The following is a 22,387-nucleotide window of genomic DNA, read 5'->3' on the forward strand; positions in this document are numbered from 1 at the left end:
GCGTACCGATGCCCGAGACTCCGGCACCCGACATGCCGCGCCGCCCGATCGCGATCCTGATCAGCGGGCGCGGCAGCAACATGCGCGCGCTGATCGACGCGTGCGCCATGCCCGATTTTCCGGCCCGCATCGCGCTGGTGCTGAGCAACCGGCCCGACGCGCCGGGGCTGGAGGTGGCGCGGTCCGCCGGGTTGCGGACCGAAGTGGTCGACCATCGTCCGTTCCGCGGCGATCGCGCGGCGCATGAGCGGGCGATCGACGCGGCGCTGCGCGACGCGGGGGCCGAACTGGTCTGTCTGGCGGGCTATATGCGGCTGCTGACGCCCTTCCTGACCGGAGCCTGGGCGGGGCGGATGCTGAACATCCATCCCAGCCTGCTGCCGGCCTTCCCTGGCCTGCATACGCATGAGCGCGCGCTGGCGGCCGGGGTGAAGCTGCATGGCTGCACCGTGCACCTGGTGACGGAGGCCATGGACGAGGGCCCGATCCTGGGCCAGGCGGCGGTGCCGGTGCATGCGGGCGACACGCCGGGCCAACTGGCGGCCCGCGTGCTGGAGCAGGAACATGTGCTGTACCCGGCGGCGCTGCGCAGGCATCTGACCCGTGATGCGACCGCGGACACGGAGCCGGCGGCGGGGCCGCTGCTGTTCCTGTAGGGGCGGGCCGCAACGAAGAAAGGCCGGCGCCTTGCGGGCCGGCCCTTCATTTTTCGTATTTTTCGCGCGTCAGGTCGTGACGCGTCAGGCCGTGATCAGGGCAGGATCTCGATCTGCGAGAAGAAGAAGGCGATTTCGTTGGCCGCGTTTTCCGGGCTGTCGGAGCCATGGACCGAGTTGGCCTCGATGCTCTCGGCGAACTGGGCGCGGACAGTGCCGGGGGCGGCCTTCTTGGGGTCGGTGGCGCCCATGACGTCGCGGTGCTTCAGGACGGCGTTCTCGCCTTCCAGCACCTGCACGACCACCGGGCCCGACACCATGAACGAGACCAGGTCGCCGAAGAACGGGCGGTCCTTGTGCACGGCGTAGAACGCGCCGGCCACCGCCTCGGTCAACTGCATGCGCTTCTGGGCGACGATGCGCAGGCCCGCATCCTCGAACACCGCGTTGATCTTGCCCGTCAGGTTGCGCCGGGTCGCGTCCGGCTTGATGATCGACAGGGTACGTTCGGTCGCCATCGGGCGGCTCCTTCCTCTTGCTCGAAACATGTGGGGGACCCGCAGCCCGGCCGGACCGGCGCCCCTTCCGCGCGCCGTCTAGAGCATATTGGCCGGGACTGGTAGGTACAGCGGCACGAATCCTGTGCCGTGCGGCGCACAACCGGCGGCGCGATCCATCCGGCGGCGGCCGGATCCGTTGTCTGTCAAAGGGTTGGCGCCGCAGGGCCGCCCGCGTTCCGGAGCCCCGATCCCGTGAGTCTGCTTGTCATTTCCGACCTGGTCCTTCGCATCGCGGGGCGCGCCCTGCTGGACGGCGCGTCGCTGAGCGTCGATCCGGGGCGCAAGATCGGGCTGGTCGGGCGCAACGGGGCGGGCAAATCGACCCTGCTGGCGGCGATTGCCGGGGATATCGCGCCCGATGGGGGCATGATCCGCCTGTCTTCGCGCGCCCGCATGGCGCGCATCCGCCAGGAGGCACCGTCGGGGGACGCCAATCTGCTGGACACGGTGCTGGCGGGCGATACCGAGCGGACCGACCTGATGCGCGCGGCCGAGCGGACGGCGGACCCGCTGCGGCTGGCCGACATCCATGAGCGGCTGCGGGCCATCGGGGCCGACAGCGCGCCGTCGCGGGCGGCGAGCATCCTGTCGGGGCTGGGGTTCGACAGCGCGGCGCAGGCGCGGCCGGTTTCGGATTTTTCCGGCGGCTGGCGCATGCGCGTGGCGCTGGCCACCGCGCTGTTCCTGAATCCGGACCTGTTGCTGCTGGACGAGCCGACGAACCATCTGGACCTGGAGGCGACGATCTGGCTGGAAGGCTGGCTGGCCCGGTTTGCCGGCGCGGCGCTGATCGTCAGCCACGATCGCGGGCTGCTGGACCGGTCGGTGGATGCGATCGCGCATCTGGACCAGCGGACGCTGAGCCTGACGCCCGGCGGCTATGAGGAGTTCGTGCGCATCCGCACCGAGCAGGCGTTGCAGCAGGCGCGCGCGGCCGAGCGGATCGCCGCCCAGCGTGCGCATATGCAGTCCTTCGTCGACCGGTTCCGCGCCAAGGCGACCAAGGCGCGCCAGGCCCAGGCCCGGCTGAAGGCGCTGGAGAAGCTGCCGGTGATCGAGGCGGTGGTGGAGGCCGCGCCGACCCGCTTCGCCTTTCCCGAGCCCGCCCCGCTGCCCCCGCCGATGCTGACCCTGGACCGGGTGACCGTCGGCTATGAGGGCCGGCCGATCCTGTCCGGCCTGACATTGCGGCTGGACATGGAGGACCGGATTGCCCTGCTGGGCGCGAACGGGAACGGCAAATCGACCTTCGCCAAGCTGATTGCCGGCCGGCTGGCGCCGATGCAGGGCGGCATGGCCCACAGTCCGAAGCTGCGCGTCGGCTATTTCGCGCAGCACCAGGCCGAGGAACTGGTGCCGGAGGACAGCCCGGTCGCGCACATGGCGCGCGCCATGCCCAAGGCCCCGCCCACCGCCGTACGCGCCCAACTGGCGCGATTCGGCCTGGATGCCGAACGGGCGGACACGGTGACGCGCGACCTGTCGGGCGGCGAGAAGGCGCGGCTGCTGCTGGCCCTGGCCACCCGCGAGGCGCCGCACCTGCTGATCCTGGACGAGCCGACCAACCATCTGGACCTGGATGCGCGCGAGGCGCTGATCCGCGCCCTGGCGGAATTCGAGGGCGCCGTGCTGCTGATCAGCCATGATCCGCATCTGGTCGAACTGGTCGCCGACCGGCTGTGGCTGGTGGGCGACGGCACGGTGCGGCCCTTCGACGGCGACATGGCGGAATACCGGACCTGGCTGGCCGAGCGGGCGCGCGCCGCCGTCCGGCCCGCCGCGTCGGCCGCGCCGCGACGCGACGACCGGCGCGAGCGCGCCGAGGCGCGCAAGGCCATCGCCCCGCTGCGCAAGAAGGCGAAGGATGCCGAGGCGAGGATGGGCCGGCTGGCCGAGGAGCGCGCCAGGCTGGAAGCGCGCCTGGCCGACCCCGCCTTGTATGAGGCGGGCGGAGCCGACGAGGTGACCCGGATCAATACCCGCCTGGCGGCGATCGGCCGCGCGCAGGCGGAGGCCGAGGAAGAATGGCTGCTGGCCGAGACGGCGATCGAGGAAAGCGCCGCGGAGTGAATTCACTCCGCGGGTTCATTCAGGTAATATTTTAAAAACAATATGTTCGTGGCGAATATTGCGTTTTCGGTTCAGGCGGCCTGTTCGATGCGGCGGCCGACGAACCGGACGGCCAGGGCCGCCAGGAAGATGGCGAGTCCGCCCAGGGCCAGGGCGGCGCCGGCCCAGCCGACCGATTGCGCGCCGTAGCCGGCGCCGATCACCAGGCCGCCCAGCCAGGCGCCGAGGGCGTTGGCGACGTTGAAGGCCGAATGGTTGAGCGACGCGGCCAGGGTCTGGGCGTCGGCCGCGACGTCCATCAGGCGGGTCTGCAGCGCGGGTACCAGCGCGATGATGCCGCCCAGCAGCAGGATGACGGGCACCACCGCCCAGGGGTTGACGGCGGTGACGGAGAACAGGCCCAGGGTCAGCATGCTCCAGACCAGGGCGGCGATGACGGTCATGTTCAGGTTGATGTCGACCAGGCGCGCGCCGATCAGGTTGCCGATGACCATGCCCACGCCCCACAGGGCCTGGATGAAGGGCACCGCGTAGGCCGGATAGCCCGAGACATTGACCAGCACGTCGGACAGATAGGTATAAACCGCGAACATGCCGCCGAACCCGACCGCGCCGGTGCCGAGGGTGAACCAGACCTGGGTGCGGCGCAGGGCCCCGAGTTCGCGCAGCGGCGAGGCGCCGGGATGGGGCGGGTCGGCCGGGACGTTGCGGGCCACCAGGAGCAGGCTGGCCACCGAGACCAGGCCGATCAGGGCGTAGGTGGTGCGCCAGCCGAGAAATTCGCCACCCCAGGTCGCGAACGGCGCGCCGATCACGTTGGAGATGGTCAGGCCCGCCATGACCCGCCCCACCGCCCGGCCGCGATGGGCGCGATCGACCAGCGAGGCCGCGACCAGCGCGGCGACCCCGAAGAACGCGCCATGGGGCAGTCCGGTCAGGAAGCGCATGATCTCCAGCGTGCGGGCGTCGGGCGAGAGGGGCGCCAGCAGGTTGCCCAGGACGAAGACCCCCATCAGGATCATCAGCAACGTGCGGCGCGGCAGCCGCGCGCCGCACACCGCGATCAGCGGCGCGCCGACGACGACGCCCAGCGCATAGGCGGCGATGACGTGGCCGGCGGACGGGATGGTGATGCCCAGCGACGACGCCATTTCCGGCAACATGCCCATGATCGCGAATTCGCCGGTGCCGATGGCGAAGGTGCCCAGCGCCAGGGCGAATTCCGCGGCGGCGACGCCGTGCGGCGCGTCGTAATGGCCGACCGGCGTATCGTCTCCGATTTCGGTGTCCAAGGCGATGTCCTTTCGTGCGGACGAGCGTCCGAGGCCAATGAGTCTGGGACCGTTGACATGTCGCCGGCCAGTATGCCGCCTGGGCCCGGGATCATAACGGCGATTGATGCGTCAACACCTTACGGATTTTCCGGAAGATGGTGCGGATCGGCTGTATCTGCCTGTCATTGCTGATGGAATCGACGCGCGCCGGCTGGTATGCCAGATAGCGCCCTGTCACAGCCGGAACGGACCATGACCCCGATGCACGCGGCCGCCAGGCGGCCGGACGACACACCCGCCGGGACGGCGCCCCCCGAGCGGGAGATGGACCCGCGGGCGGTGCAGTTGGCCCGGATTTACAGCCTGCTGCAGGTTACGGTGCTGCTGGCGGTGCTGGTGCTGTCGATCTGGCTGATCGGCGACGTGCTGATGGTGGTGTTTGCCGCGACGCTGGTCGCGGTGATCCTGCATAACCTGGCGATCCGCCTGGAGCGGGCGACGCGCCTGCCCTACTGGCTGGCGTTGAGCCTGGTGGTCGCGGGGGTGCTGGGGGCGTTCGTCGCGCTGTTCTGGAGCAGCGGGCCGGCGATTTCCGAACAGGCGGCCCGGCTGCGCGCCGCGCTGGCCACCCAGGCGCATTCGCTGCGGGGCCAGTTGAACGCCAGCCCGCTGGGCCGGACGGTGCTGGACCATCTGCCGCAATCGCTGGGCGGGAACGAGGCGGGCGGCGATGTCGGCGTGGGGTCGCGGATCGCGGGATCGATGACCGGGGTGGTGTCGCAGGCCTTCGGCGCGGCGGGCACGCTGGCGGTCATCTTGATCGCCGGGCTGTATTTCGCGCTGTCGCCGGGCTTGTATGCCAACGGGCTGCTGCGGCTGATCCCGCCGGGGCACCGGCCGGCGGCGCGGGCGATGCTGGTGGTGGCCGGGCGCACCCTGTGGGCCTGGACGGCGGGTCAGGCGCTGGACATGGCGGTGGTGGGCATCCTGTCCGGGCTGGGGCTGTGGTGCATCGGCGTGCCGCTGGCCCTGGCGCTGGGGGTGGTGGCCGGGATGGCGAATTTCATCCCCTATATCGGCGCCTTCGTCGGCGCGGTGCCGGCGGTGCTGGTCGGGCTGTCGCAGGGTACGCGCGAGGGGCTGCTGGTGCTGGCGCTGTATGCGGCGATCCAGTTCTTCGAGGGCAATGTGATGGCGCCGCTGATCCAGCGGCATGCGGTGCAGATGCCGCCGGGCCTGACCATCCTGTCGCAGACCGTGTTCGGGACGATCCTGGGCCTGCCCGGGCTGATCCTGGCCTCGCCGCTGACGGCGGCGCTGCTGGCGGTGATGGACCACGCCACCCCGCCCCTGGACGAGACGGACCGGCTGGGCCCGCCCGATGATCAGCCAGGCGACCAGCCGGGCGACCCGGCGTGCGATCAGGCTTGCGATGAGGCGTGAGGGCGGCCGGACGACATGATGTAGGGCCGGACATCCACCGCGCGCATGCCGGCGGCATCGGCCGCGGCCAGGCCTTCGGTGCTGTCCTCGAGCACCAGGCAGCCGGCCGGAGGGACGTTCAGCCTGCGCGCGGCCTCGAGAAACAGATCGGGAGCGGGTTTGGGGCGGCGGACGTCATCCACCGTCACCACCGTGTCGAAGAGCGGCAGCAGGCCGGTATGGGTGAGCGACGCGACGACGATCTGCCGCGAGCCGCTGGACGCGACCGCCATGGGCAGCGCGGTGCGATAGCGCCGGGCCAGGTCGGCGACGATGCCGATTTCGCGCAAATTGGGCAGGATTTCCAGCACCGCCTGCCGGGCCGCGCCGACGATGGCCGGCCGGTCCAGCGTCCGGCCCAGCTCGGCCTCGAGCAGGTCCAGGACCATCTGTTCGGACAGGCCGCCGCGCCCGTGGAACCATTCGGGCGCCAACACGTGGCCGGCCGCCGTTTCGAAGGCGCGCAGCCACGCCTGCAGGTAGAGCGGCAGGGAATCGACCAGCGTGCCGTCGCAATCGAAGAGCAGCGCCTGTGTGCCGGCCGGAACCTGGATCATGAGAAGGGGATCATGGGACGGGGATCATGGAAAAGCGCTTCGTTCGTAGGGATAGCGGTCCACCAGGTGCCGCAGGATGGCGAAATCGGCGTCGGAGACCTGCCGGACGCGGATCACGGCGCCGGGCCGGTCCTCGAGGAAGAGCGTGTCGTTCCAGTCGGCGGCGCTGATTCCCGTCCACAGGGTGATGCGGTAGGGCACCGGCTTGCCGTCCGGGCCGGCGGGGCGGTCGGCCACGAGGTCGAGCGTCGCGTCGCCCGAGGATGGCGGGGTCTGGCCCAGCGGACCCCAGCCGCCGTGATGGCGGGCCAGCCAGTCGTTCAGCGTGGCGAGATCGGCGGCGGACAGGCCGTGCGTGGTGTGCATCGGCCCGACGCTGATGGTGCCGGCCGTCATGCGCGGGATGGCCAGCGGGCGGAAATTCGGCAGGGCGAACGACCACAAGACGGCGGCGGTGCCGACGGTGATCGCGAAGAACCCCAGCAGCAGCGCGGTTTCCCGTTTCATGTCCCTCGATCCTGCTTCTTCAACCCTGATTCCTTCAACCTTGGCCCTGCACCGCCGCGATGACCCGCGCGACCTCGCCGTCCGTCAGTTCGGGATGGATGGGCAGGGCGAGGATACGGGATGCCAGGTCTTCGGCAACCGGCAGGCGCGCGCCGTCATGGTGGGGCTGGTATGCGGGCTGCAGGTGCAGCGGGCGGGGATAATAGATCGCCGAGGGCACGCCGTGCCCCTGCAGGCGCGCCTGCAGCGCCTCGCGGGCCGGGGTATCCTCGGTCAGGACGGCGTAGACCGCCCAGGCGCTGGCGGAATCGGGCACCCGGGCGGGAATCGCGACATGGCCGGCGAGCCCGGCATCGTAAGCCCGGGCGATCGCCTCGCGCCGGGCGAGTTCGGCGTCGAATCCTTCCAGCTTGGCCAGCAGCACCGCCGCCTGCAGCGTGTCCAGCCGGCCGTTCATGCCGGTGCGCAGGACCTCGTAGCGCGTGCGGCCCTCGCCGTGGGTGCGCAGCGAGCGGTAGAGTTCGGCCCGGTCGGGATCGTCGGTCAGGATCGCGCCGCCATCGCCATAGGCGCCCAGCGGCTTGGAGGGGAAGAAGGACAGGGTGGTCGCCGTGGCCTCGCGCCCCAGCTTGCGGCCGGACAGCGCGCCGCCGAAGGATTGGGCGCAGTCATCCATCAGGAACAGGCCCTCATGCGCCGCGATCGTCCGCAATGCGGGCCAGGGCGCCGGCTGGCCGAACAAATCCACGCCGATGACGGCGCGTGGACGCAGCCGACCGGCCGCGCGGATGTCGGCGATGCGGGCGCGCAGGCTGTCGGGGTCGATCTGGAAGGTCCGGGGATCGACATCGACGAAGACCGGCGTCGCGCCCAGCAGCAGCGGGACCTCGGCCGTCGCGGTATAGGTGAAGGCCGGCAGGAAGACGGCGTCGCCCGGGCCGATGCCTTCGGCCATCATCACGATCTGGATCGCGTCGGTGCCCGACGAGACGCCCACGCATTCGGCGGCGCCGGAATAGGCGGCCAGTGCCCGCTCCAGTTCCGCGACCTCGGGGCCCATGACGAAGCGGCAATGGGCCATCACCGCGTCCACGCGCCGCCTGACGGCGTCGCCCAGCCGCGCCTGCTGGGCCGGCAGGTCGAGGAACGCGATGGGGGCCGAATCGGGGACGGGCCGGTCGAGCTTGGGCCGGTCGGGTGCGGGATGCTGGGCTGTCATGTCGGCATGGTCCTTTCGGCATCGGTCGCGTCGGCGCCGGTTATGTCGGCATCGATTGTGCCGACATCGGTTGAGTGGGGGCGCGTTTCGCGCACCGTGCCCGTCGCGTTATGGACGAATTCGGGGACGAGTCCGGCGATCAGGGCCAGCACGGCCGGCACGTCGTCGTCATGGCAGGCGGCTTCCAGCCGGTCGATCGTCCGCCCGACCTGGTCGCGGTCGACCATGCGCGGGGTGGCCATCCGCAGGCCCGGATGCTCGGTGGGGGCCGGGGCCTCGCGCCCGTGGAACAGTTCCTCGAACAATTTTTCGCCGGGGCGCAGGCCGGTGAAGCGGATCGGTACGTCCCGGTCGGGCCGCAGGCCGGCCAGGCGGATCATCTGCCGTGCGAGATCGACGATCTTGACCGGCTTGCCCATGTCCAGCACGAAGATGCCGCCGCCGCGCAGCAAAGCGTCGGTGCCGCTGCCGGCCCGGGCCCGGATGGTGCCGCGGACGCTGGCCTGCAGGACCAGGCCCACGGCCTCGGACACCGTCATGAAATAGCGTTGCATGTCCGGATGGGTGACGGTGAGCGGTCCGCCGCGTTCGAGCTGGCGGCGGAAGACCGGCACCACCGAGCCCGTCGAGCCCAGCACGTTGCCGAACCGCACGGTGACGCAGCGCATCGCATCCGGCGCGTCGCCCGCGCGGGCCAGGACGTCCAGCGCCTGGCAGTACATTTCGGCCGCGCGCTTGGACGCGCCCATCAGGCTGGAGGGATTGACCGCCTTGTCGGTCGAGATCATCACCAGCGCGCGGGCGCCATGGCGGGCGGCGGCGTCGGCGACGATGCGGGTGCCGATCACGTTGGTCAGCATGCCCTCGCACGGATTGGCCTCGACCATCGGCACGTGCTTGAGCGCGGCCGCGTGAAAGACCAGCTCGGGCCGATGGCGGGCGAAGACCTGTTCGATCCGTTCGCGGTCGCGGATATCGGCCAGGATCGTTTCGCGCCGGACCGCGGGAAAGCGTTCGGACAGTTCCAGGTCGATCTGCCACAGCGCGAATTCGCCGTGATCGAGCAGCAGCAGGCGGCCGGGCGCATATTGTGCGATCTGGCGGGTCAGTTCCGATCCGATCGAGCCCCCTGCCCCGGTCACCATCACGGTGCGGCCGCGCAGCAGGGCCGCCATGCCTTCGTGATCCAGCGTGACCTGCGGGCGGTTGAGCAGGTCCTCGATGGCGACGGGGCGGAGTTCGAGCCGGTTGGCGGGGGCCAGATCGGTCAATACCGGCGCGCGCTGGACCACCAGCCCGCGCCGTTCGGCGACTTCCAGCACGGCGGCCAGATCCTCGCCCCGAAAATCGGCGTCGGTGACGACCAGGCGGTGCGGGACCAGCGTGTCCGGGCGCAGCCGGGACAGGACCGCATCCAGCGTGTCGACATGGCCCAGGATCGGGACGCCGTGGATGCGCCGCCCGGCCTGGCCCCGTCCCTGCGTCAGGATGCCGGCGATGCGGAACGGCGGGTCGGGGTCGCGTTCGACGGCGCGGATGAGCAGGTCGGCGGCATTGTCCGAGCCGATCAGGATGACCTGGCTGCTCGCCTGGCGGCGGGTCGCGCGGCGATAGCTGACCCGGTAGACGATTCGCGCCCCGCCCATGCAGACCAGCAGCACCAGGCCGTGGATGACGGGAAAGGTCGGCGTGGGGATCGGAAAGCCGGTCAGGTGCAGGCCCAGCGCGAACAGGGCGGCGCTGGCGAACGACGCCCCGGCGATGCCCAGCAGGTCGCCGACGCCGGAGAACCGCCAATATTGCAGCGGCACGCGGAACGGCAGGCTGCTGAGCAGGAACGTGATCGCCCCGCCCGCGAGGAACCAGAGCGGGTGCAGCAGGCCACCATGCGGATCGGCCAACCAGCGGGCCAGCGGCGCCGAGAGCGCGCCGAGCCCGCCATCGAGCATCATGTTGACGGCGATGCGGTTGACCGGGCGCAGCCTGTCAGCGGACAGCCGGGTATCAGGGCATTGCGTGGCCATTGTCCCGCCCATATAGCCCAGCTACTTGCATGCTAGAAGCAGCCATGACGACAAAAACCGCCCCCTGATGAGCAATCCCCCCATCGATCCAACAGTTCCGGCCCTGGCCGCCGGACCCTTCGTCGTTCTGCTGGCCGCGACCTGGGCCGCCGCCGCGCTGATGGTGGCGGGCGCGATGCGGCTGGGGGTGATCGATCATCCGGGACATCGCAGTTCGCACACCCGTCCCACGCCGAAGGGCGGCGGGATCGGCATCGTGCTGGCGTTCGTCGCGGCGGTGCCGGTCGCGCGGCTGCTGGGCGGCCTGCCCCCGCTGGACGGCCCGGTGGCCGGGCTGCTGGGCGCCACGATCCTGCTGGGCGGCGTGTCGTGGCTGGATGACGTCCATCAATGGCCGCCCGTGCTGAAGCTGGCGGCGCAGTTCGCCGCCGCGATCCTGGTCGTGGCGACCGGGCCGTATCCGCACGGCGTCCTGTCCCTGATCGTGGGCGACGTCCCGGGCGCCGTTCTGGGGGGCGTCCTGTCGGTCCTGGGGCTGGTCTATCTGACCAATGCGGTCAATTTCATGGATGGGCTGAACGGGCTGATCTCGGGCGCGGTCATGCTGGCCTGCCTGGTGCTGGGCGGTTTGATGTTGGGGGGCCCGATGCCTGGGGGCCCGATGCTTGGGGGCCCGATGCTTGGGGGGATGGGCCTGGGCGCGATGGCGCTGATCCTGGCGGCGGCGCTGGCCGGGTTCCTGCCGTTCAACTTCCCGGTCGGCCGGATCTTCATGGGCGACGTGGGCAGCCAGAGCTGCGGCCTGCTGATCGGCGCGTTCGGCCTGGCCTGTGCCGCCGGCCAGCCTGCGGGCGCCGCGTGGAGCGCCGTGCCGCTGATGCTGGCCGGCGTGCTCTATGACGTGACCTATACGCTGGTACGGCGCTGGCGGCGGGGGGCGCGGCTGATGGAAAGCCACCGCGAACATCTGTACCAGCTTGCGACCACGGGCGGCCTGTCGCCGGTGGCGGTGACGCTGGTGCAATGGGGATTCGTCCTATGGGGCGGCGGGATCGCGCTGCTGGTCACGCGGGGCCGCCTTGCGGCCGTGACGGCCATGGGCCTGGTATTGCTGCCGCAACTGGGCTGGACCTGGCTGGTGCGGCACCGGCTGCGGCGAGCCGTGCCGCGGGCGTGAGCTTGCCCGCGACGACGGCCCGCCGGTGCGGCGGCCTGTACGCGGCCTTGCGGCCTTACTGATCCAGGGTGAGTTCCAGGCCCTGCGCGGCGGTGGCCAGGCGGGCGCCCTTGGATACGGTGTCGATGCGGATGGTCACGCCGTTGCCGTTATGCAGCACCGAGCCGCCGACGCCGTTGCCCAGCGTCGCTTCGCCGTTGCCGGCGACATAGGTGCCGTCGAAATCGTGCAGGTGCTTGAGATTATAGACCGTGCCGGTCCCGACGACCTTCGAGTAGCCGACGGCGACGACCGTGCCGCCCTTGACCGTGAAGCTGTAGCGGTGATGGCCGTAGACCAGCGTACCATGTCCCCAGGTCCAGCCGACGCCGACATCGGCCGACTGGGCCACCAGGGTGATCTGCCCCGACGGGGTTCCCAGGCCCTGGGCGGAGGCGGCGCCGCCCAGCAGCGACGTGGCGATGATGGCTGCGGCAGCCATGCGGGAGGTCATATGCATGATATCATCCCTTGATCATGGATGGGTGGCGCGGATCCGGGGCCGGCAATCGCCGCCGGGCCCGCCGTTCCACCCTTGCAGTTTCGAAGATGCGGTTCCGAAGGGCCGGAACCGGAGACCGTCCATGGAAGCGGTCCTCCCATGAAACAGTCGTCAGGCGGTTTTGTTGCGCGCAACGCCCCGCGATGCGGCAAGGACGCCGCATTGCGATTCGTTGTAGCCGGAATCTCGCGAAAGCCGGAGACTCGCGGTCCGAGACTTGCGGCCTCGGGGGGATCAGCCGGCGCGGCGGGTCGCGCGCTCTTCGCGGACGACCTTGGTGCCGCGCGTGGCGGCCGGCGCGCCCGCGGCCTCGTTCATGATCGAACGCAGTTCACGCAGATAGGCCGCGCCCTTCAGCGTGCGCTGCACCAGGACCGAGCGGCGGTCCATCGGGTCGACCTTGCGGCGGGCCAGGTCCAGCTCGCCCAGCCGGTCCAGCGCGCGCGTGATCGCCGGCTTGGACACGTTCAGCGCCGCGGCCAGGCCGCGCACCGTGTGAGCACCGTCCTGCAGGTAGCAGGTCAGGAACACGCCGAGCTGACGGGCCGACAGGTCGGGACCGTCGCGGCGGACCATCGCAACGACCGTGTCGCGCAGGGTGTTGATCAACTGATCGGACATCGCCGAATTCTGGGCCATAGAAAAAAACCTTCGTTGCGAAGCCGACTGGCCGGCTTCCTGTGTTTCGTCCCCTGGGACCGCCTTGTGCGCCCCCGGGTCATTCCAGCGGCGTATATAGTTTCGAATTACGGCGGATATAAGCCCACCCGGGCGAAATAGTTCGTTCCCTATGTCGTTACTTGGCTATTCTTTTATGTCGGTTGTGTTAAGGATTTGCAACAATGCTGCCGAAAGCGCCCTGAGTCCTTGTGTTTCTCCGCCTTCCGGGCGGCCGGGACGGTAATGATCATTCCAGGCGTAGCTGTCGATATGTGCCCAGCGCACCCCTGTTTTGATAAATTTTCGTAAAAATAAAGCTGCCGTAATGGCTCCGGCCATCGGTTTTGCCGACACGTTGTTCAGGTCGGCGACCGGACTGTGCAGCCAGTCGGCATAGCCGTCCCAGAGCGGCAGGCGCCAGAGCGGGTCGTGGCAGGCCTGACCCGCCTGCAGGAGGGAATCGGCCAGCGCGTCGTCGTTGCTGAACAGGGCGGGCAGGTCGGGCCCCAGCGCGACGCGCGCCGCGCCGGTCAGGGTGGCGGCGTCGATCAGCAGCGCAGGGTCGGATTCGCAGGCTTCGGTCAGCAGGTCGCACAGCACCAGCCGCCCTTCGGCGTCGGTATTGCCGATTTCGACCGTCCGGCCCGAGCGGGTGGTCACCACGTCGGAGGGACGCATCGCCTGGCCCGAGATGCTGTTTTCGACGCAGCCCAGCCGCAATTCCAGCCGGATCGGCAGGTCGCGGACGATGACCAGACGGGCCAGGGCCAGCATCAGGGCGGCGCCGCCCATGTCCTTCTTCATGCGCAGCATGCCGGCGGCGGGCTTGAGGTCGTATCCGCCGGTATCGAAGCACACGCCCTTGCCCACCAGGGAGAGCAGCGGCGCGCCGGCGCCGGCCCCGCTGCCCTGCCAGCGGGCGACGAGGACGCGCGGCGGCCGCGCCGACCCCGCGCCGACATGGGCGATGGTGGGATAGGCGGCGGCGAGGTCGCGCCCCTTGATCACCTGGACCGCGGCCCCCAGGGCCCGCAGGTCGTGCCGCGCGGCGCGGGCCAGTTCGGCCGGTCCCATCAGGTTGGGCGGGGTGTTGATCAGGTCGCGGCCCAGCCATACGGCACGGGCGATGCCGGCGGCCGATTCGGCGCCGGCGGGCACCACCAGGCGCGGCATCGCCGGGGCGGGTTCGGTCGTCCGCCCGAAGGCGGGCATGCGATAGGCGCCCAGGCAGAAGCCCAGCACCGCGGTCTGCGGCGCGATCGCATCGGGCAGCGCGATCTTCCACGGCCCGGGGGGCAGCGCGCCGGCCAGGGTGCCGAACTGGAACGGGTCGGCGCCACCGGCCACCCCCAGCACCGCCGCCGCGACTCCGCCGGGGCCCGGGACCAGCGCCAGTTCGCCGGGTTCGCCCCGGAAGCCGCCATCGCGCAGGAAGGCGGCGCCGGCCGCGCCGATTCGCTGCGGCAGAGAGGGGACATCCTGTTTCTGCACGGCGTGAATCGTGCGCTCGCGGGCGCGACGGCCGCGCGTCGGCGGCAGCAGGCACGGCAATTCTTCCATGGACATCAGTGACCTCCGCGATCCGGTTGCGGCCAGCCTGCGGCCATGAGCGGCGCGGCGCAACCGCCGCGTGATCATTCCGTCGCAACGATGCGGGCGCAACGATGCGGGTTTTTCTTGCAATCCGCGCGGCGGCATCTGAGCATGAGCCCATGATGGGTGTACCCTCGGGGGCAGGCCCCCTTCGCACTGTGCGCGCCTCCTTCAGCCCTGCGGCGGCCACGCGTGTCAGGGCGGTTCTCGGCCCGACCAATACGGGCAAGACCCATCTGGCGATCGAACGATTGCTGGCGCATTCCAGCGGCATCATCGGTTTTCCGCTGCGGCTGCTGGCGCGCGAGAATTACGAGCGCATGGTCGCCGCCAAGGGCGCGGCCGCAGTGGCGCTGATCACCGGCGAGGAGAAGATCGTCCCGCCCGGCGCGCGGTGGTTTTCCTGCACCGTCGAGGCGATGCCGCTGGACCAGATGGTGGAGTTCGTCGCCGTGGACGAGATCCAGCTTTGTGCCGATCCGGACCGCGGCCACGTCTTTACCGACCGGCTGCTGCGCGCGCGCGGGCTGGTCGAGACCATGTTCCTGGGCGCCGAGACGATCCGGCCGCTGATGCGCCGGCTGGTGCCGGGCGTGGAGATCGAGACCCGGCCCCGCCTGTCCAGCCTGGCCTATCTGGGGGCGAGCAAGCTGACCCGCCTGCCGCCGCGATCCGCCATCGTCGCGTTTTCGGCGACCGAGGTCTATGCCATCGCCGAGCTGATCCGCCGCAGGCGGGGCGGGTGCGCCGTGGTGATGGGGCAATTATCGCCACGGACCCGCAATGCGCAGGTCGCGCTGTACCAGGAACGCGAGGTCGATTACCTGGTCGCCACCGACGCGATCGGCATGGGGCTGAACATGGACGTCAACCATGTGGCCTTTGCCGGGCTGTCGAAATTCGACGGCAGCCGGGTGCGTCCGCTGACCCCGGCGGAGGTGGCGCAGATCGCCGGGCGCGCGGGGCGCGGCATGCGCGACGGCACGTTCGGCACCACGGGCACCTGCCCTGCCCTGCCCGACGAGACCGTCGAGGCGGTCGAGACCCATCGTTTCGATCCGATCGAGCGGTTGTTCTGGCGCAACAGCGACCTGGATTTCTCCAGTCCGGACGCGCTGCTGGCCAGCCTGAACCATGCGCCGCCGGCGCGGGGGCTGGGATCGGGCAACGAGGCGTCGGACGTGCTGACCCTGTCCAGCCTGGCCGCGATCCCGGAAATCCGGTCGCTGGCGCGATCCAGGACCGCGACGCGCATGCTGTGGGACGCCTGCCAGATCCCGGATTTCCGCAAGCTGGGCGACGAGACGCATACCCGCCTGTGTGCGCGCGTCTTTACCCATGTGGTCCGCGACGGCCATGTGCCCGCCGCCTGGCTGGAGTCGCAGATCGCTTCGGTCGCGCGGACCGAGGGTGAGATCGATTCGCTGATGCATCGCCTGTCGGGGATCCGTGTCTGTTCCTACATCGCCGCGCGGCGCGACTGGGTGCGGGACGCCGCCCAATGGCAGGCGCGCGCGCGCGCGGTGGAGGACCAGTTGTCCGACGCGCTGCATGAGCGGCTGACGGCGCGTTTCGTCGACCGGCGCGCGGCGTCGCTGATCCGCCGGCTGGACGCGGCGACCGGGGCGGAGGACCTTCTGTCCGCCGTGACCGCGCATGGCGAGGTGGTCGTGGAGGGCCATCCGGTCGGGCGGGTGGCCGGGCTGGACCTGCTGCCCGATCCGGATTGCGACCATCCCGACCGGCGGCTGCTGCTGCGGGCCGCGCGGCGCGCGCTGCGGGCCGAGATTCCGCGGCGCGTGCGCAGCCTGGCCGATGCGGGGGACGATGAATTCGACTTTTCGCAGGACGGGCGGTTCCTGGCCTGGGACGGCACGCCGATCGCGCGGCTGCGCAACGGAGGCGACATGCTGCGCCCGCGTATCGAGGTGCTGGACAATGCCTTTCTGGACGGCGGGCAGCGCGAGCGGATTCGCGTGCGGCTGGCCGCGTGGCTGGAGCGGCAGGTGCATGAGGTCATGGCGCCGCTGTTCGCCGCCCGTGCGGCGGTGGCGCAGGAACCGGCGCTGCGCGGGATTTTGCACCTGCTGACCGAGCAGGGCGGCGTGGCGATGCAGCCCGGACCGGTGGCGCCGGTGGTGCGCGCGCGCCTGAAGACGCTGGGGGTGCGGGTAGGCCGGCATGCGCTGCTGATGCCCGCCCTGCTGCGGCCGCAGGCGATGCGGCTGCGCGCGATCCTGCTGGCGGCGCAGACCGGGCAGAAGGTCCCGGCCCTGCCGCCGGCCGGCGCGGTATCGGTGCCGGTGGCGGAGTATGGCGACGCGCTGCTGGCCAAGCTGGGCTGGATCGTAACGGGGCCGGTGCGGCTGCGCCTGGATATTGCCGAGCGTCTTTCGGCTGAGCTGCGCTGGCGGGCGCGTAACGGCCCGGTGCCCCTGCCGGACGGGCTGCCGTCGCGCCTGGGCGTGCGGCCCGAGGCGGTGGCGGCGATCCTGAAGGCGCTGGACATTCCGGTGCGGGCGGCCCGTCCGCTGAAGGATAGCGAATATGGCCCGGTCGCGCCGCCCATGCTGGCGGTCACGCAGGATGCGCGCCGGCGGCAGCGCCAGTCCCACCGGATCAAGCTGGCCGCCCAGCCGGCGGCCCCGGCGCAGGAAGAGCCCGTGCGGGCCGCCCGGCGGTCCGTCCCTGCCCCTGCCTCTGCCCTGGCATCCGGCCCCGCGACCCGGCTGGATGGGCGGGCCCGCCCGCCGGCTCGGGCGGCCGACGGGCCGTTCGCCGCACTGGCCGTACTGAAACAGCGCCGGTCCTGAGCGCATGGCCGAGACCGAGTCGATTGCGGCGCAGCGGCTGGATATGTGGCTGTGGTGCGCGCGCTTCGCCCGCAGCCGCCCGGATTGCGCACGCCTCGCGCAAAGCGGGCTAGTGCGCATCAACCGCCAGCGGACGGAGAAATCACACGCCCAGGTGCGGCGCGGCGATATCCTGACCCTGCCCGGCCCGGGCGGCCGTGGCGTCATGGTGCTGCGCGTCGTCGCGCTGGCGCCCCGGCGGGGGCCGGTCGCGGCGGCGCGGCAGCTTTACGAGATCGTGCCGGAACCGGGCGATGCCGCGCCGATGCAGCCGATGCCATAGCCATGCGACACGTGATGGGGTCTTTGGCTTGCCATGGCGTCAAAAGGCTTTCATATCTGCGCGCATTGTAGGCGAGGGCCAGCGCGGCCGGTGCCTCGCAGGCCCCCAAAGCTGGCGGTGTTGCGCCAGCGACAGATGATCGGAGACGAACGATGACCTACGTGGTCACCGAAAACTGCATCCGCTGCAAATTCATGGATTGTGTCGAGGTCTGCCCGGTCGATTGCTTCTATGCCGGCGAGAACTTCCTGGTGATCAATCCCGACGAATGCATTGATTGCGGCGTCTGCGAACCCGAATGCCCGGCCGAAGCCATCGTTCCCGACAGCGACGATCGGGCCGCGGCGTGGGCCGAGATCAACGCGTCCTATTCCGCCAAATGGCCGAACATCACCCGCAAGGGCACGCCGCCGGCCGATGCCGACGCATGGAAGGACAAGCCCGGCAAGAAGGACATGCTGTCGCCGGAGCCGCATAAGGACTGAGGCGGCGGGCACGTCGCCGGTCCGCCCGCGCGGGCGGGCCGTTAGATTGGAAAAAGGCCGGTGAGGATGATCCTCACCGGCCTTTTTCATGACCGTCGCACGAAGAGTGCCGAGCCGGAGCCCTTGGCTGGAACCTTGGGCCGGATGACCCGATCCTGTGCGATCGGGCATCCGGCCGGGGGCGATCAGCGCGACATCATGTTGATGGCGGTGTCGTGCATGATGAACAGGGTGCCTAGGATCAGGATGAAGACCGTCATGATCGTGAAGGCGAAGGCCATGACGTTCCAGCGCTGCTCGGACGAGCTGTTCATGTGCAGGAAGAACACCAGGTGGACGAAGACCTGGACGATGGCCAGCACCGCGATCGCCGCCAGCGTGCCGGCCGGCGAGAAGCCGTGCGCGATGACGATGCCGAACGCCGCCGCGGTCAGCAGGACGGAAATCACGAACCCGGTAAGGTAAGACCCTACGCTTCCGTGGCTCGAGCCCGAATGGTGGCCCGGATGATGGGCGGTGTGCGCGTCAGCCATCAGATCACACTCATCAGATAGACAAAGGTGAAGACACAGATCCAGACGATGTCCAGGAAGTGCCAGAACAGGCTGAGGCAGGTCAGCTTGTTCATCATGCGCTCGGACAGCACGGTCTTGCCGGTCGACTGGACCATCAGGACGGCCATCCACAGCATGCCGCAGGTGACGTGCAGCCCGTGCGTGCCGACCAGGGTGAAGAAGGACGACAGGAACGCGCTGCGGTCCGGGCCGTTACCTTCGGCGACCATGTGCGAGAATTCGCGGATTTCCATGAACAGGAAGCCCGCGCCCAGCAGGAAGGTGATGACGAGCCAGGCCCGCATCGCCCCCAGCTTGGTCTGGTGGGCGCAGATCATCGCGAAACCATAGGTGATCGAGCTGAGCAGCAGGATCGCGGTTTCGATCCCGACGCCCGTCAGGTCGAACAGTTCCTTGCCGGTGGGGCCACCGGCAAACTGGTTGCGCATCACCGCGAACACCGCGAACAGGGTGCCGAAGATGAGGCAGTCGGTCATCAGATACAGCCAGAACCCGAACACCACCGGAGATTCGTGGTGTTCCTCGTGGGCGTGGGCCGCATCAACAGTCATATCGTGCGCCATTATTCCGCCGCCTGTGCTGCCATGAGATTGCGGGTGTGCTCATTCTCGATGCGGGCAACTTCGGCCGCCGGGACATAATAGTCGACGTCGTTGTTGGCGCTGCGAATGATGATCGTCGCGATCACGGCGGCCAGGCTGAGGGCCGCGAGCCACCAGATGTGCCAGACCGCGGCGAAGCCCAGGGCCAGGCTGAACACACCGACGAAGAAGCCGGCGGAGGTGTTCTTGGGCATGTGGATCGGGGCGTAGGCCGCGCCCGCCGCGCGGGTGTCGATGCCGGCTTCCTTGTGATGGGCGAAGGCATCGAGTTCATGCACCGTCGGGATGACGGCGAAATTGTAGAACGGCGGCGGCGAGGAGGTCGACCATTCCAGGGTGCGCGCATCCCACGGATCGCCCGTCAGGTCGCGGTTTTCCGGCAGGTTGCGGTCGCGGATCGAGACATAGAGCTGGGTCAACTGGCAGACGATGCCCAGCGCGACCAGCACGGCGCCGAACGCCGCGATCAGCATCCAGGGATGCCATTCCGGATTGTCGTAATGGTTCATGCGACGGGTCATGCCCTCGAAGCCCAGGACATAGAGCGGCATGAACGCGAAGTAGAAGCCGAGGAACCAGAACCAGAAGGCGCGCTTGCCCCACGCCTCGTTCAGCTTGAAGCCGAACGCCTTGGGGAACCAGAAATTCATCGCCGCGACATAGCCGAAATACACGCCGCCGATGATGACGTTGTGGAAATGGGCGATGACGAACAGGCTGTTGTGCAGGACGAAGTCGGCGGCCGGAATGGCCAGCATGACGCCCGTCATGCCACCGATGGTGAAGGTGATCATGAAGCCGATCACCCAGTACATGGTCGCGTGGAATTCGACGCGGCCCTTATACATGGTGAACAGCCAGTTGAAGATCTTCACGCCCGTCGGGATCGCGATGATCATCGTCATGATGCCGAAGAACGCGTTCACGTTCGCGCCGGCGCCCATGGTGAAGAAATGGTGCAGCCACACCAGCAGCGACAGGACCATGATCGAGCAGGTCGCATAGACCATGGTATTGTAGCCGAACAGCGGCTTGCGCGAGAAGGTCTGGGTGATTTCCGAGAACGCACCGAAGGCGGGCAGGATCAGGATGTAGACTTCCGGATGGCCCCACGCCCAGATGACGTTCAGGTACAGCATCTGGTTGCCGCCGCCGTCATTGGTGAAGAAATGCATGCCCAGATAGCGGTCCAGGCCCAGCAGCCCCAGCGCCACGGTCAGGATCGGGAAGGCCAGCATGATCAGCACGGTGGTGCAGAAGATGGTCCAGGTGAAGACCGGCATCTTCATGTAGGTCATGCCCGGGGCGCGCATCTTCACGATGGTCGTGAAGAAGTTGACGCCGGTCAGCAGCGTGCCGACGCCCGAGAGCTGCACCGCCCAGATATAGTAATCGACGCCGACGCCGGGACTGAACTGCAGTTCGGACAGGGGCGGATAGGCCAGCCAGCCGCACTGCGAGAACTCGCCGATGAACAGCGAGATGTTGATCAGCACGAAGGCGACCGTCGTCATCCAGAAGCTGAGCGAGTTCAGGAAGGGGAAGGCGACGTCACGCGCGCCGATCTGCAGCGGCACGACCACGTTCATCAGCCCGGTCATGAAGGCCATCGCCATGAAGAAGATCATGATCGTGCCGTGGGCCGAGAAGATCTGGTCGTAATGGTGCGGCGGCAGGTAGCCGGGATTGCCGGCATAGGCCAGCGCCAGTTGCGAGCGCATCATGACGGCGTCCGCGAAGCCGCGGAACAGGGCGACCAGGGCCAGGACGATATACATCACGCCCAGCTTCTTGTGGTCGACCGAGGTCAGCCACTCTTTCCAGAGATAGCCCCACTTGCCGTAATAGGTGATGAGCCCGAGGACGGCCAGGCCGGCGATCGCGGCGCCGGCGAACGTTCCGACGAGAATCGGCACATCGAAGGGGATGTCCGACCAGCTTAATTTTCCTAACATCTGTCCTATTCCTTCATATTCATGTCGGACATCGCGGACTGCACATGCAGCATCTTGCCGGTGCTCTTATCCATGACCATGCCATTATTGTATTTGGCGACGATCCCGTCGAAGAGGCCGGGTGCGGCATGCGAGAAATACTCGACCGGGTTCGCCTCGCTGGGCGCGGCGAGCTTGGGGTAGTTGGTGCTGTCGAGCTGTTCGGAGGACGCCTTCACCTTCTGGATCCAGGCGGCGTAGTCGTCATTGCTCATGGTCAGGGCGCGGAAGCGCATGTCGGAGAAGCCGCGGCCGGAGAAGTTCGCGGATTCACCCAGGTAATTGCCGGCCTCGCTGGCGATCAGGTGCAGTTGGGTCTGCATGCCGGCCATGGCGTAGATCTGCGAGCCGAGCTGGGGGATGAAGAACGAGTTCATCACCGAATCCGACGTGATGCGGAAATCGACCGGCGTGTTCACCGGGAAGGCCAACTGGTTGACGGTGGCGATCCCCTCGTCGGGGTAGATGAACAGCCACTTCCAGTCCAGGGCGACGACATCGACGTGGATGGGCTTGACGTTGGTTTCGTCGTTCAGCGGGCGATAGGGGTCGAGCGACTGGCAGGTCTGGTAGGTCAGGACGGCCAGGAAGAGGATGATCAGGCTGGGGACCGTCCAGATCACCACCTCGATCTTGTTGGAATGCGACCATTTCGGCAGATAGTCGGCGCTGGTGTTCGTATGGCGGTACTGCCACGCGAAGAGCAGCGTCAGCACGATGACCGGCACCACGACCAGCAGCATCGCATAGGTCGACGTCAGCAGCAGGCTCTTTTCCTGGACGCCGATAATGCCCTTGGGGTTGAGGGTAGCCCAGTCACATCCCGCCAAGAGGAACGCTGAGGACAAACTCAATAAACTCGATAGTCTTGGCAAGATTTTTTTCTTCATCTCACGCCTCGTTGGTTTCGACATCACCCTTGCTCACATGCTCGCTTCGTCCACGGGCTTAAAAGAACCACGGCCGCGTTTCGTGATGCGGTGTCGCGTCACGTGACATCCGGCCTTCTTCGCCTGCCCGGCCGGGAGAGAAAATCCCGGAAACGGGCGGGCCGTCGTCTGGTCGATCCCGTCATGAAGTCACGGCCGCGTGTTCGGCCATGATCTCGATCAAGGATTCGGCCCGGTATCGGCGCCTGGCCGATGCCGGGGGGAAACGGGTCCCGGTGCCGCCTGGTGTGCGGAAGCGTCCTCTCTACGCAGCTACACCCTTTCGTCTTGTTCTCTTCCTGCCTTATCCGACCGGAACGTTGTGACAAGCAAGCCTTCACATAATG

General features: G+C 68.7%; 20 protein-coding genes. 7 read left to right on the top strand and 13 right to left on the bottom strand.

Annotation, left to right across the window (positions count from 1 at the left end; all coding sequences use genetic code 11):
- The first annotated feature begins 8 nt into the window (after positions 1 to 8).
- Positions 9 to 656: a phosphoribosylglycinamide formyltransferase gene (purN, locus tag QN315_RS01225; protein WP_323991166.1), complete on the top strand. Its 648-nt coding sequence runs from the start codon at positions 9 to 11 to the stop codon at positions 654 to 656.
- Positions 657 to 751: 95 nt separating this feature from the next.
- Here the strand turns inward: purN and ndk are convergent, their stop codons facing one another.
- Positions 752 to 1,174, bottom strand: a complete 423-nt coding sequence (ndk, locus tag QN315_RS01230; RefSeq protein WP_176641369.1) for a nucleoside-diphosphate kinase — start codon at positions 1,172 to 1,174, stop codon at positions 752 to 754.
- A 234-nt stretch (positions 1,175 to 1,408) separates the two neighbouring features.
- Here ndk and QN315_RS01235 point away from each other — a divergent pair, with 234 nt between their 5' ends.
- Positions 1,409 to 3,286: an ABC-F family ATP-binding cassette domain-containing protein gene (locus QN315_RS01235; protein WP_323991167.1), complete on the top strand. Its 1,878-nt coding sequence runs from the start codon at positions 1,409 to 1,411 to the stop codon at positions 3,284 to 3,286.
- Between the two features lie 71 nt (positions 3,287 to 3,357).
- Here the strand turns inward: QN315_RS01235 and QN315_RS01240 are convergent, their stop codons facing one another.
- On the bottom strand, positions 3,358 to 4,578 hold the full coding sequence (locus QN315_RS01240; RefSeq protein ID WP_323991168.1) for an MFS transporter: 1,221 nt from the start codon (positions 4,576 to 4,578) through the stop codon (positions 3,358 to 3,360).
- 243 nt (positions 4,579 to 4,821) lie between these two features.
- On the opposite strand from QN315_RS01240, the gene QN315_RS01245 reads away from it, so the two are divergent.
- Positions 4,822 to 6,003: an AI-2E family transporter gene (locus QN315_RS01245; protein ID WP_323993723.1), complete on the top strand. Its 1,182-nt coding sequence runs from the start codon at positions 4,822 to 4,824 to the stop codon at positions 6,001 to 6,003.
- On the opposite strand, the gene QN315_RS01250 is transcribed toward QN315_RS01245, so the two are convergent.
- From QN315_RS01250 to QN315_RS01265, 4 genes are read right to left on the bottom strand one after another with little or no spacing between them, the layout of a single operon-like run.
- Positions 5,982 to 6,599, bottom strand: a complete 618-nt coding sequence (locus tag QN315_RS01250) for an HAD family phosphatase (RefSeq protein WP_323991169.1) — start codon at positions 6,597 to 6,599, stop codon at positions 5,982 to 5,984. The genes QN315_RS01245 and QN315_RS01250 overlap by 22 nt on opposite strands.
- A gap of 24 nt (positions 6,600 to 6,623) precedes the next feature.
- Positions 6,624 to 7,106 (bottom strand): hypothetical protein, encoded by a 483-nt coding sequence (locus tag QN315_RS01255; RefSeq protein WP_323991170.1) that lies wholly within the window; start codon positions 7,104 to 7,106, stop codon positions 6,624 to 6,626.
- Between the two features lie 34 nt (positions 7,107 to 7,140).
- Positions 7,141 to 8,325 (bottom strand): DegT/DnrJ/EryC1/StrS aminotransferase family protein, encoded by a 1,185-nt coding sequence (locus QN315_RS01260; protein WP_323991171.1) that lies wholly within the window; start codon positions 8,323 to 8,325, stop codon positions 7,141 to 7,143.
- A complete protein-coding gene (locus QN315_RS01265) occupies positions 8,322 to 10,349 on the bottom strand; it encodes a nucleoside-diphosphate sugar epimerase/dehydratase (RefSeq protein ID WP_323991172.1) in 2,028 nt (675 codons plus the stop codon). The genes QN315_RS01260 and QN315_RS01265 overlap by 4 nt, the downstream gene beginning before the upstream one ends.
- A 67-nt stretch (positions 10,350 to 10,416) precedes the next feature.
- Here QN315_RS01265 and QN315_RS01270 point away from each other — a divergent pair, with 67 nt between their 5' ends.
- Positions 10,417 to 11,526 (top strand): glycosyl transferase, encoded by a 1,110-nt coding sequence (locus QN315_RS01270; RefSeq protein WP_323991173.1) that lies wholly within the window; start codon positions 10,417 to 10,419, stop codon positions 11,524 to 11,526.
- Between the two features lie 55 nt (positions 11,527 to 11,581).
- Here QN315_RS01270 and QN315_RS01275 read toward each other — a convergent pair whose 3' ends face one another.
- From QN315_RS01275 to QN315_RS01285, 3 genes are all read right to left on the bottom strand, one after another.
- A complete protein-coding gene (locus QN315_RS01275; protein WP_176641852.1) occupies positions 11,582 to 12,025 on the bottom strand; it encodes a hypothetical protein in 444 nt (147 codons plus the stop codon).
- Positions 12,026 to 12,301: 276 nt separating this feature from the next.
- Entirely contained in the window at positions 12,302 to 12,706 is a 405-nt protein-coding gene (locus QN315_RS01280; RefSeq protein WP_323991174.1) for a MarR family transcriptional regulator, read from the bottom strand.
- 165 nt (positions 12,707 to 12,871) lie between these two features.
- On the bottom strand, positions 12,872 to 14,293 hold the full coding sequence (locus QN315_RS01285; RefSeq protein ID WP_323991175.1) for a leucyl aminopeptidase family protein: 1,422 nt from the start codon (positions 14,291 to 14,293) through the stop codon (positions 12,872 to 12,874).
- Between the two features lie 146 nt (positions 14,294 to 14,439).
- On the opposite strand from QN315_RS01285, the gene QN315_RS01290 reads away from it, so the two are divergent.
- The 3 genes from QN315_RS01290 to fdxA all read left to right on the top strand — a co-directional run bounded on the left by QN315_RS01290 (position 14,440) and on the right by fdxA (position 17,940).
- Positions 14,440 to 17,133 (top strand): helicase-related protein, encoded by a 2,694-nt coding sequence (locus QN315_RS01290; protein ID WP_323991176.1) that lies wholly within the window; start codon positions 14,440 to 14,442, stop codon positions 17,131 to 17,133.
- 4 nt (positions 17,134 to 17,137) lie between these two features.
- A complete protein-coding gene (locus QN315_RS01295; RefSeq protein WP_323991177.1) occupies positions 17,138 to 17,455 on the top strand; it encodes a S4 domain-containing protein in 318 nt (105 codons plus the stop codon).
- A gap of 152 nt (positions 17,456 to 17,607) precedes the next feature.
- On the top strand, positions 17,608 to 17,940 hold the full coding sequence (fdxA, locus tag QN315_RS01300; protein WP_176639414.1) for a ferredoxin FdxA: 333 nt from the start codon (positions 17,608 to 17,610) through the stop codon (positions 17,938 to 17,940).
- Between the two features lie 185 nt (positions 17,941 to 18,125).
- On the opposite strand, the gene cyoD is transcribed toward fdxA, so the two are convergent.
- The 4 genes from cyoD to cyoA are packed head-to-tail and all read right to left on the bottom strand — an operon-like array spanning position 18,126 to position 22,001.
- Entirely contained in the window at positions 18,126 to 18,473 is a 348-nt protein-coding gene (gene cyoD, locus QN315_RS01305) for a cytochrome o ubiquinol oxidase subunit IV (RefSeq protein ID WP_176639413.1), read from the bottom strand.
- Entirely contained in the window at positions 18,473 to 19,078 is a 606-nt protein-coding gene (gene cyoC / locus QN315_RS01310) for a cytochrome o ubiquinol oxidase subunit III (protein WP_323991178.1), read from the bottom strand. The genes cyoD and cyoC overlap by 1 nt, the downstream gene beginning before the upstream one ends.
- On the bottom strand, positions 19,078 to 21,072 hold the full coding sequence (gene cyoB / locus QN315_RS01315; protein ID WP_323991179.1) for a cytochrome o ubiquinol oxidase subunit I: 1,995 nt from the start codon (positions 21,070 to 21,072) through the stop codon (positions 19,078 to 19,080). Before cyoB ends, cyoC begins: the two co-directional genes overlap by 1 nt.
- 5 nt (positions 21,073 to 21,077) lie before the next feature.
- A complete protein-coding gene (cyoA, locus tag QN315_RS01320; RefSeq protein ID WP_323991180.1) occupies positions 21,078 to 22,001 on the bottom strand; it encodes a ubiquinol oxidase subunit II in 924 nt (307 codons plus the stop codon).
- Between the last annotated feature and the right edge of the window lie 386 nt (positions 22,002 to 22,387).

The sequence above is a fragment of the Nguyenibacter sp. L1 genome (genome assembly GCF_035199985.1).
In the GTDB taxonomy this organism is placed as follows: Bacteria; Pseudomonadota; Alphaproteobacteria; order Acetobacterales; family Acetobacteraceae; genus Gluconacetobacter; species Gluconacetobacter vanlangensis.

Excerpts from the sequence above, each read along its gene's own strand:
- purN (WP_323991166.1), top strand. The coding sequence starts at position 9 with ATGCCCGAGACTCCGGCACCCGACATGCCGCGCCGCCCGATCGCGATC.
- ndk (WP_176641369.1), bottom strand. The coding sequence starts at position 1,174 with ATGGCGACCGAACGTACCCTGTCGATCATCAAGCCGGACGCGACCCGG.
- QN315_RS01245 (WP_323993723.1), top strand. The coding sequence starts at position 4,822 with ATGCACGCGGCCGCCAGGCGGCCGGACGACACACCCGCCGGGACGGCG.
- QN315_RS01250 (WP_323991169.1), bottom strand. The coding sequence starts at position 6,599 with ATGATCCAGGTTCCGGCCGGCACACAGGCGCTGCTCTTCGATTGCGAC.
- QN315_RS01255 (WP_323991170.1), bottom strand. The coding sequence starts at position 7,106 with ATGAAACGGGAAACCGCGCTGCTGCTGGGGTTCTTCGCGATCACCGTC.
- QN315_RS01260 (WP_323991171.1), bottom strand. The coding sequence starts at position 8,325 with ATGACAGCCCAGCATCCCGCACCCGACCGGCCCAAGCTCGACCGGCCC.
- QN315_RS01265 (WP_323991172.1), bottom strand. The coding sequence starts at position 10,349 with ATGGCCACGCAATGCCCTGATACCCGGCTGTCCGCTGACAGGCTGCGC.
- QN315_RS01270 (WP_323991173.1), top strand. The coding sequence starts at position 10,417 with ATGAGCAATCCCCCCATCGATCCAACAGTTCCGGCCCTGGCCGCCGGA.
- QN315_RS01275 (WP_176641852.1), bottom strand. The coding sequence starts at position 12,025 with ATGCATATGACCTCCCGCATGGCTGCCGCAGCCATCATCGCCACGTCG.
- QN315_RS01280 (WP_323991174.1), bottom strand. The coding sequence starts at position 12,706 with ATGGCCCAGAATTCGGCGATGTCCGATCAGTTGATCAACACCCTGCGC.
- QN315_RS01285 (WP_323991175.1), bottom strand. The coding sequence starts at position 14,293 with ATGTCCATGGAAGAATTGCCGTGCCTGCTGCCGCCGACGCGCGGCCGT.
- QN315_RS01290 (WP_323991176.1), top strand. The coding sequence starts at position 14,440 with ATGATGGGTGTACCCTCGGGGGCAGGCCCCCTTCGCACTGTGCGCGCC.
- QN315_RS01295 (WP_323991177.1), top strand. The coding sequence starts at position 17,138 with ATGGCCGAGACCGAGTCGATTGCGGCGCAGCGGCTGGATATGTGGCTG.
- fdxA (WP_176639414.1), top strand. The coding sequence starts at position 17,608 with ATGACCTACGTGGTCACCGAAAACTGCATCCGCTGCAAATTCATGGAT.
- cyoD (WP_176639413.1), bottom strand. The coding sequence starts at position 18,473 with ATGGCTGACGCGCACACCGCCCATCATCCGGGCCACCATTCGGGCTCG.
- cyoC (WP_323991178.1), bottom strand. The coding sequence starts at position 19,078 with ATGGCGCACGATATGACTGTTGATGCGGCCCACGCCCACGAGGAACAC.
- cyoB (WP_323991179.1), bottom strand. The coding sequence starts at position 21,072 with ATGTTAGGAAAATTAAGCTGGTCGGACATCCCCTTCGATGTGCCGATT.
- cyoA (WP_323991180.1), bottom strand. The coding sequence starts at position 22,001 with ATGAAGAAAAAAATCTTGCCAAGACTATCGAGTTTATTGAGTTTGTCC.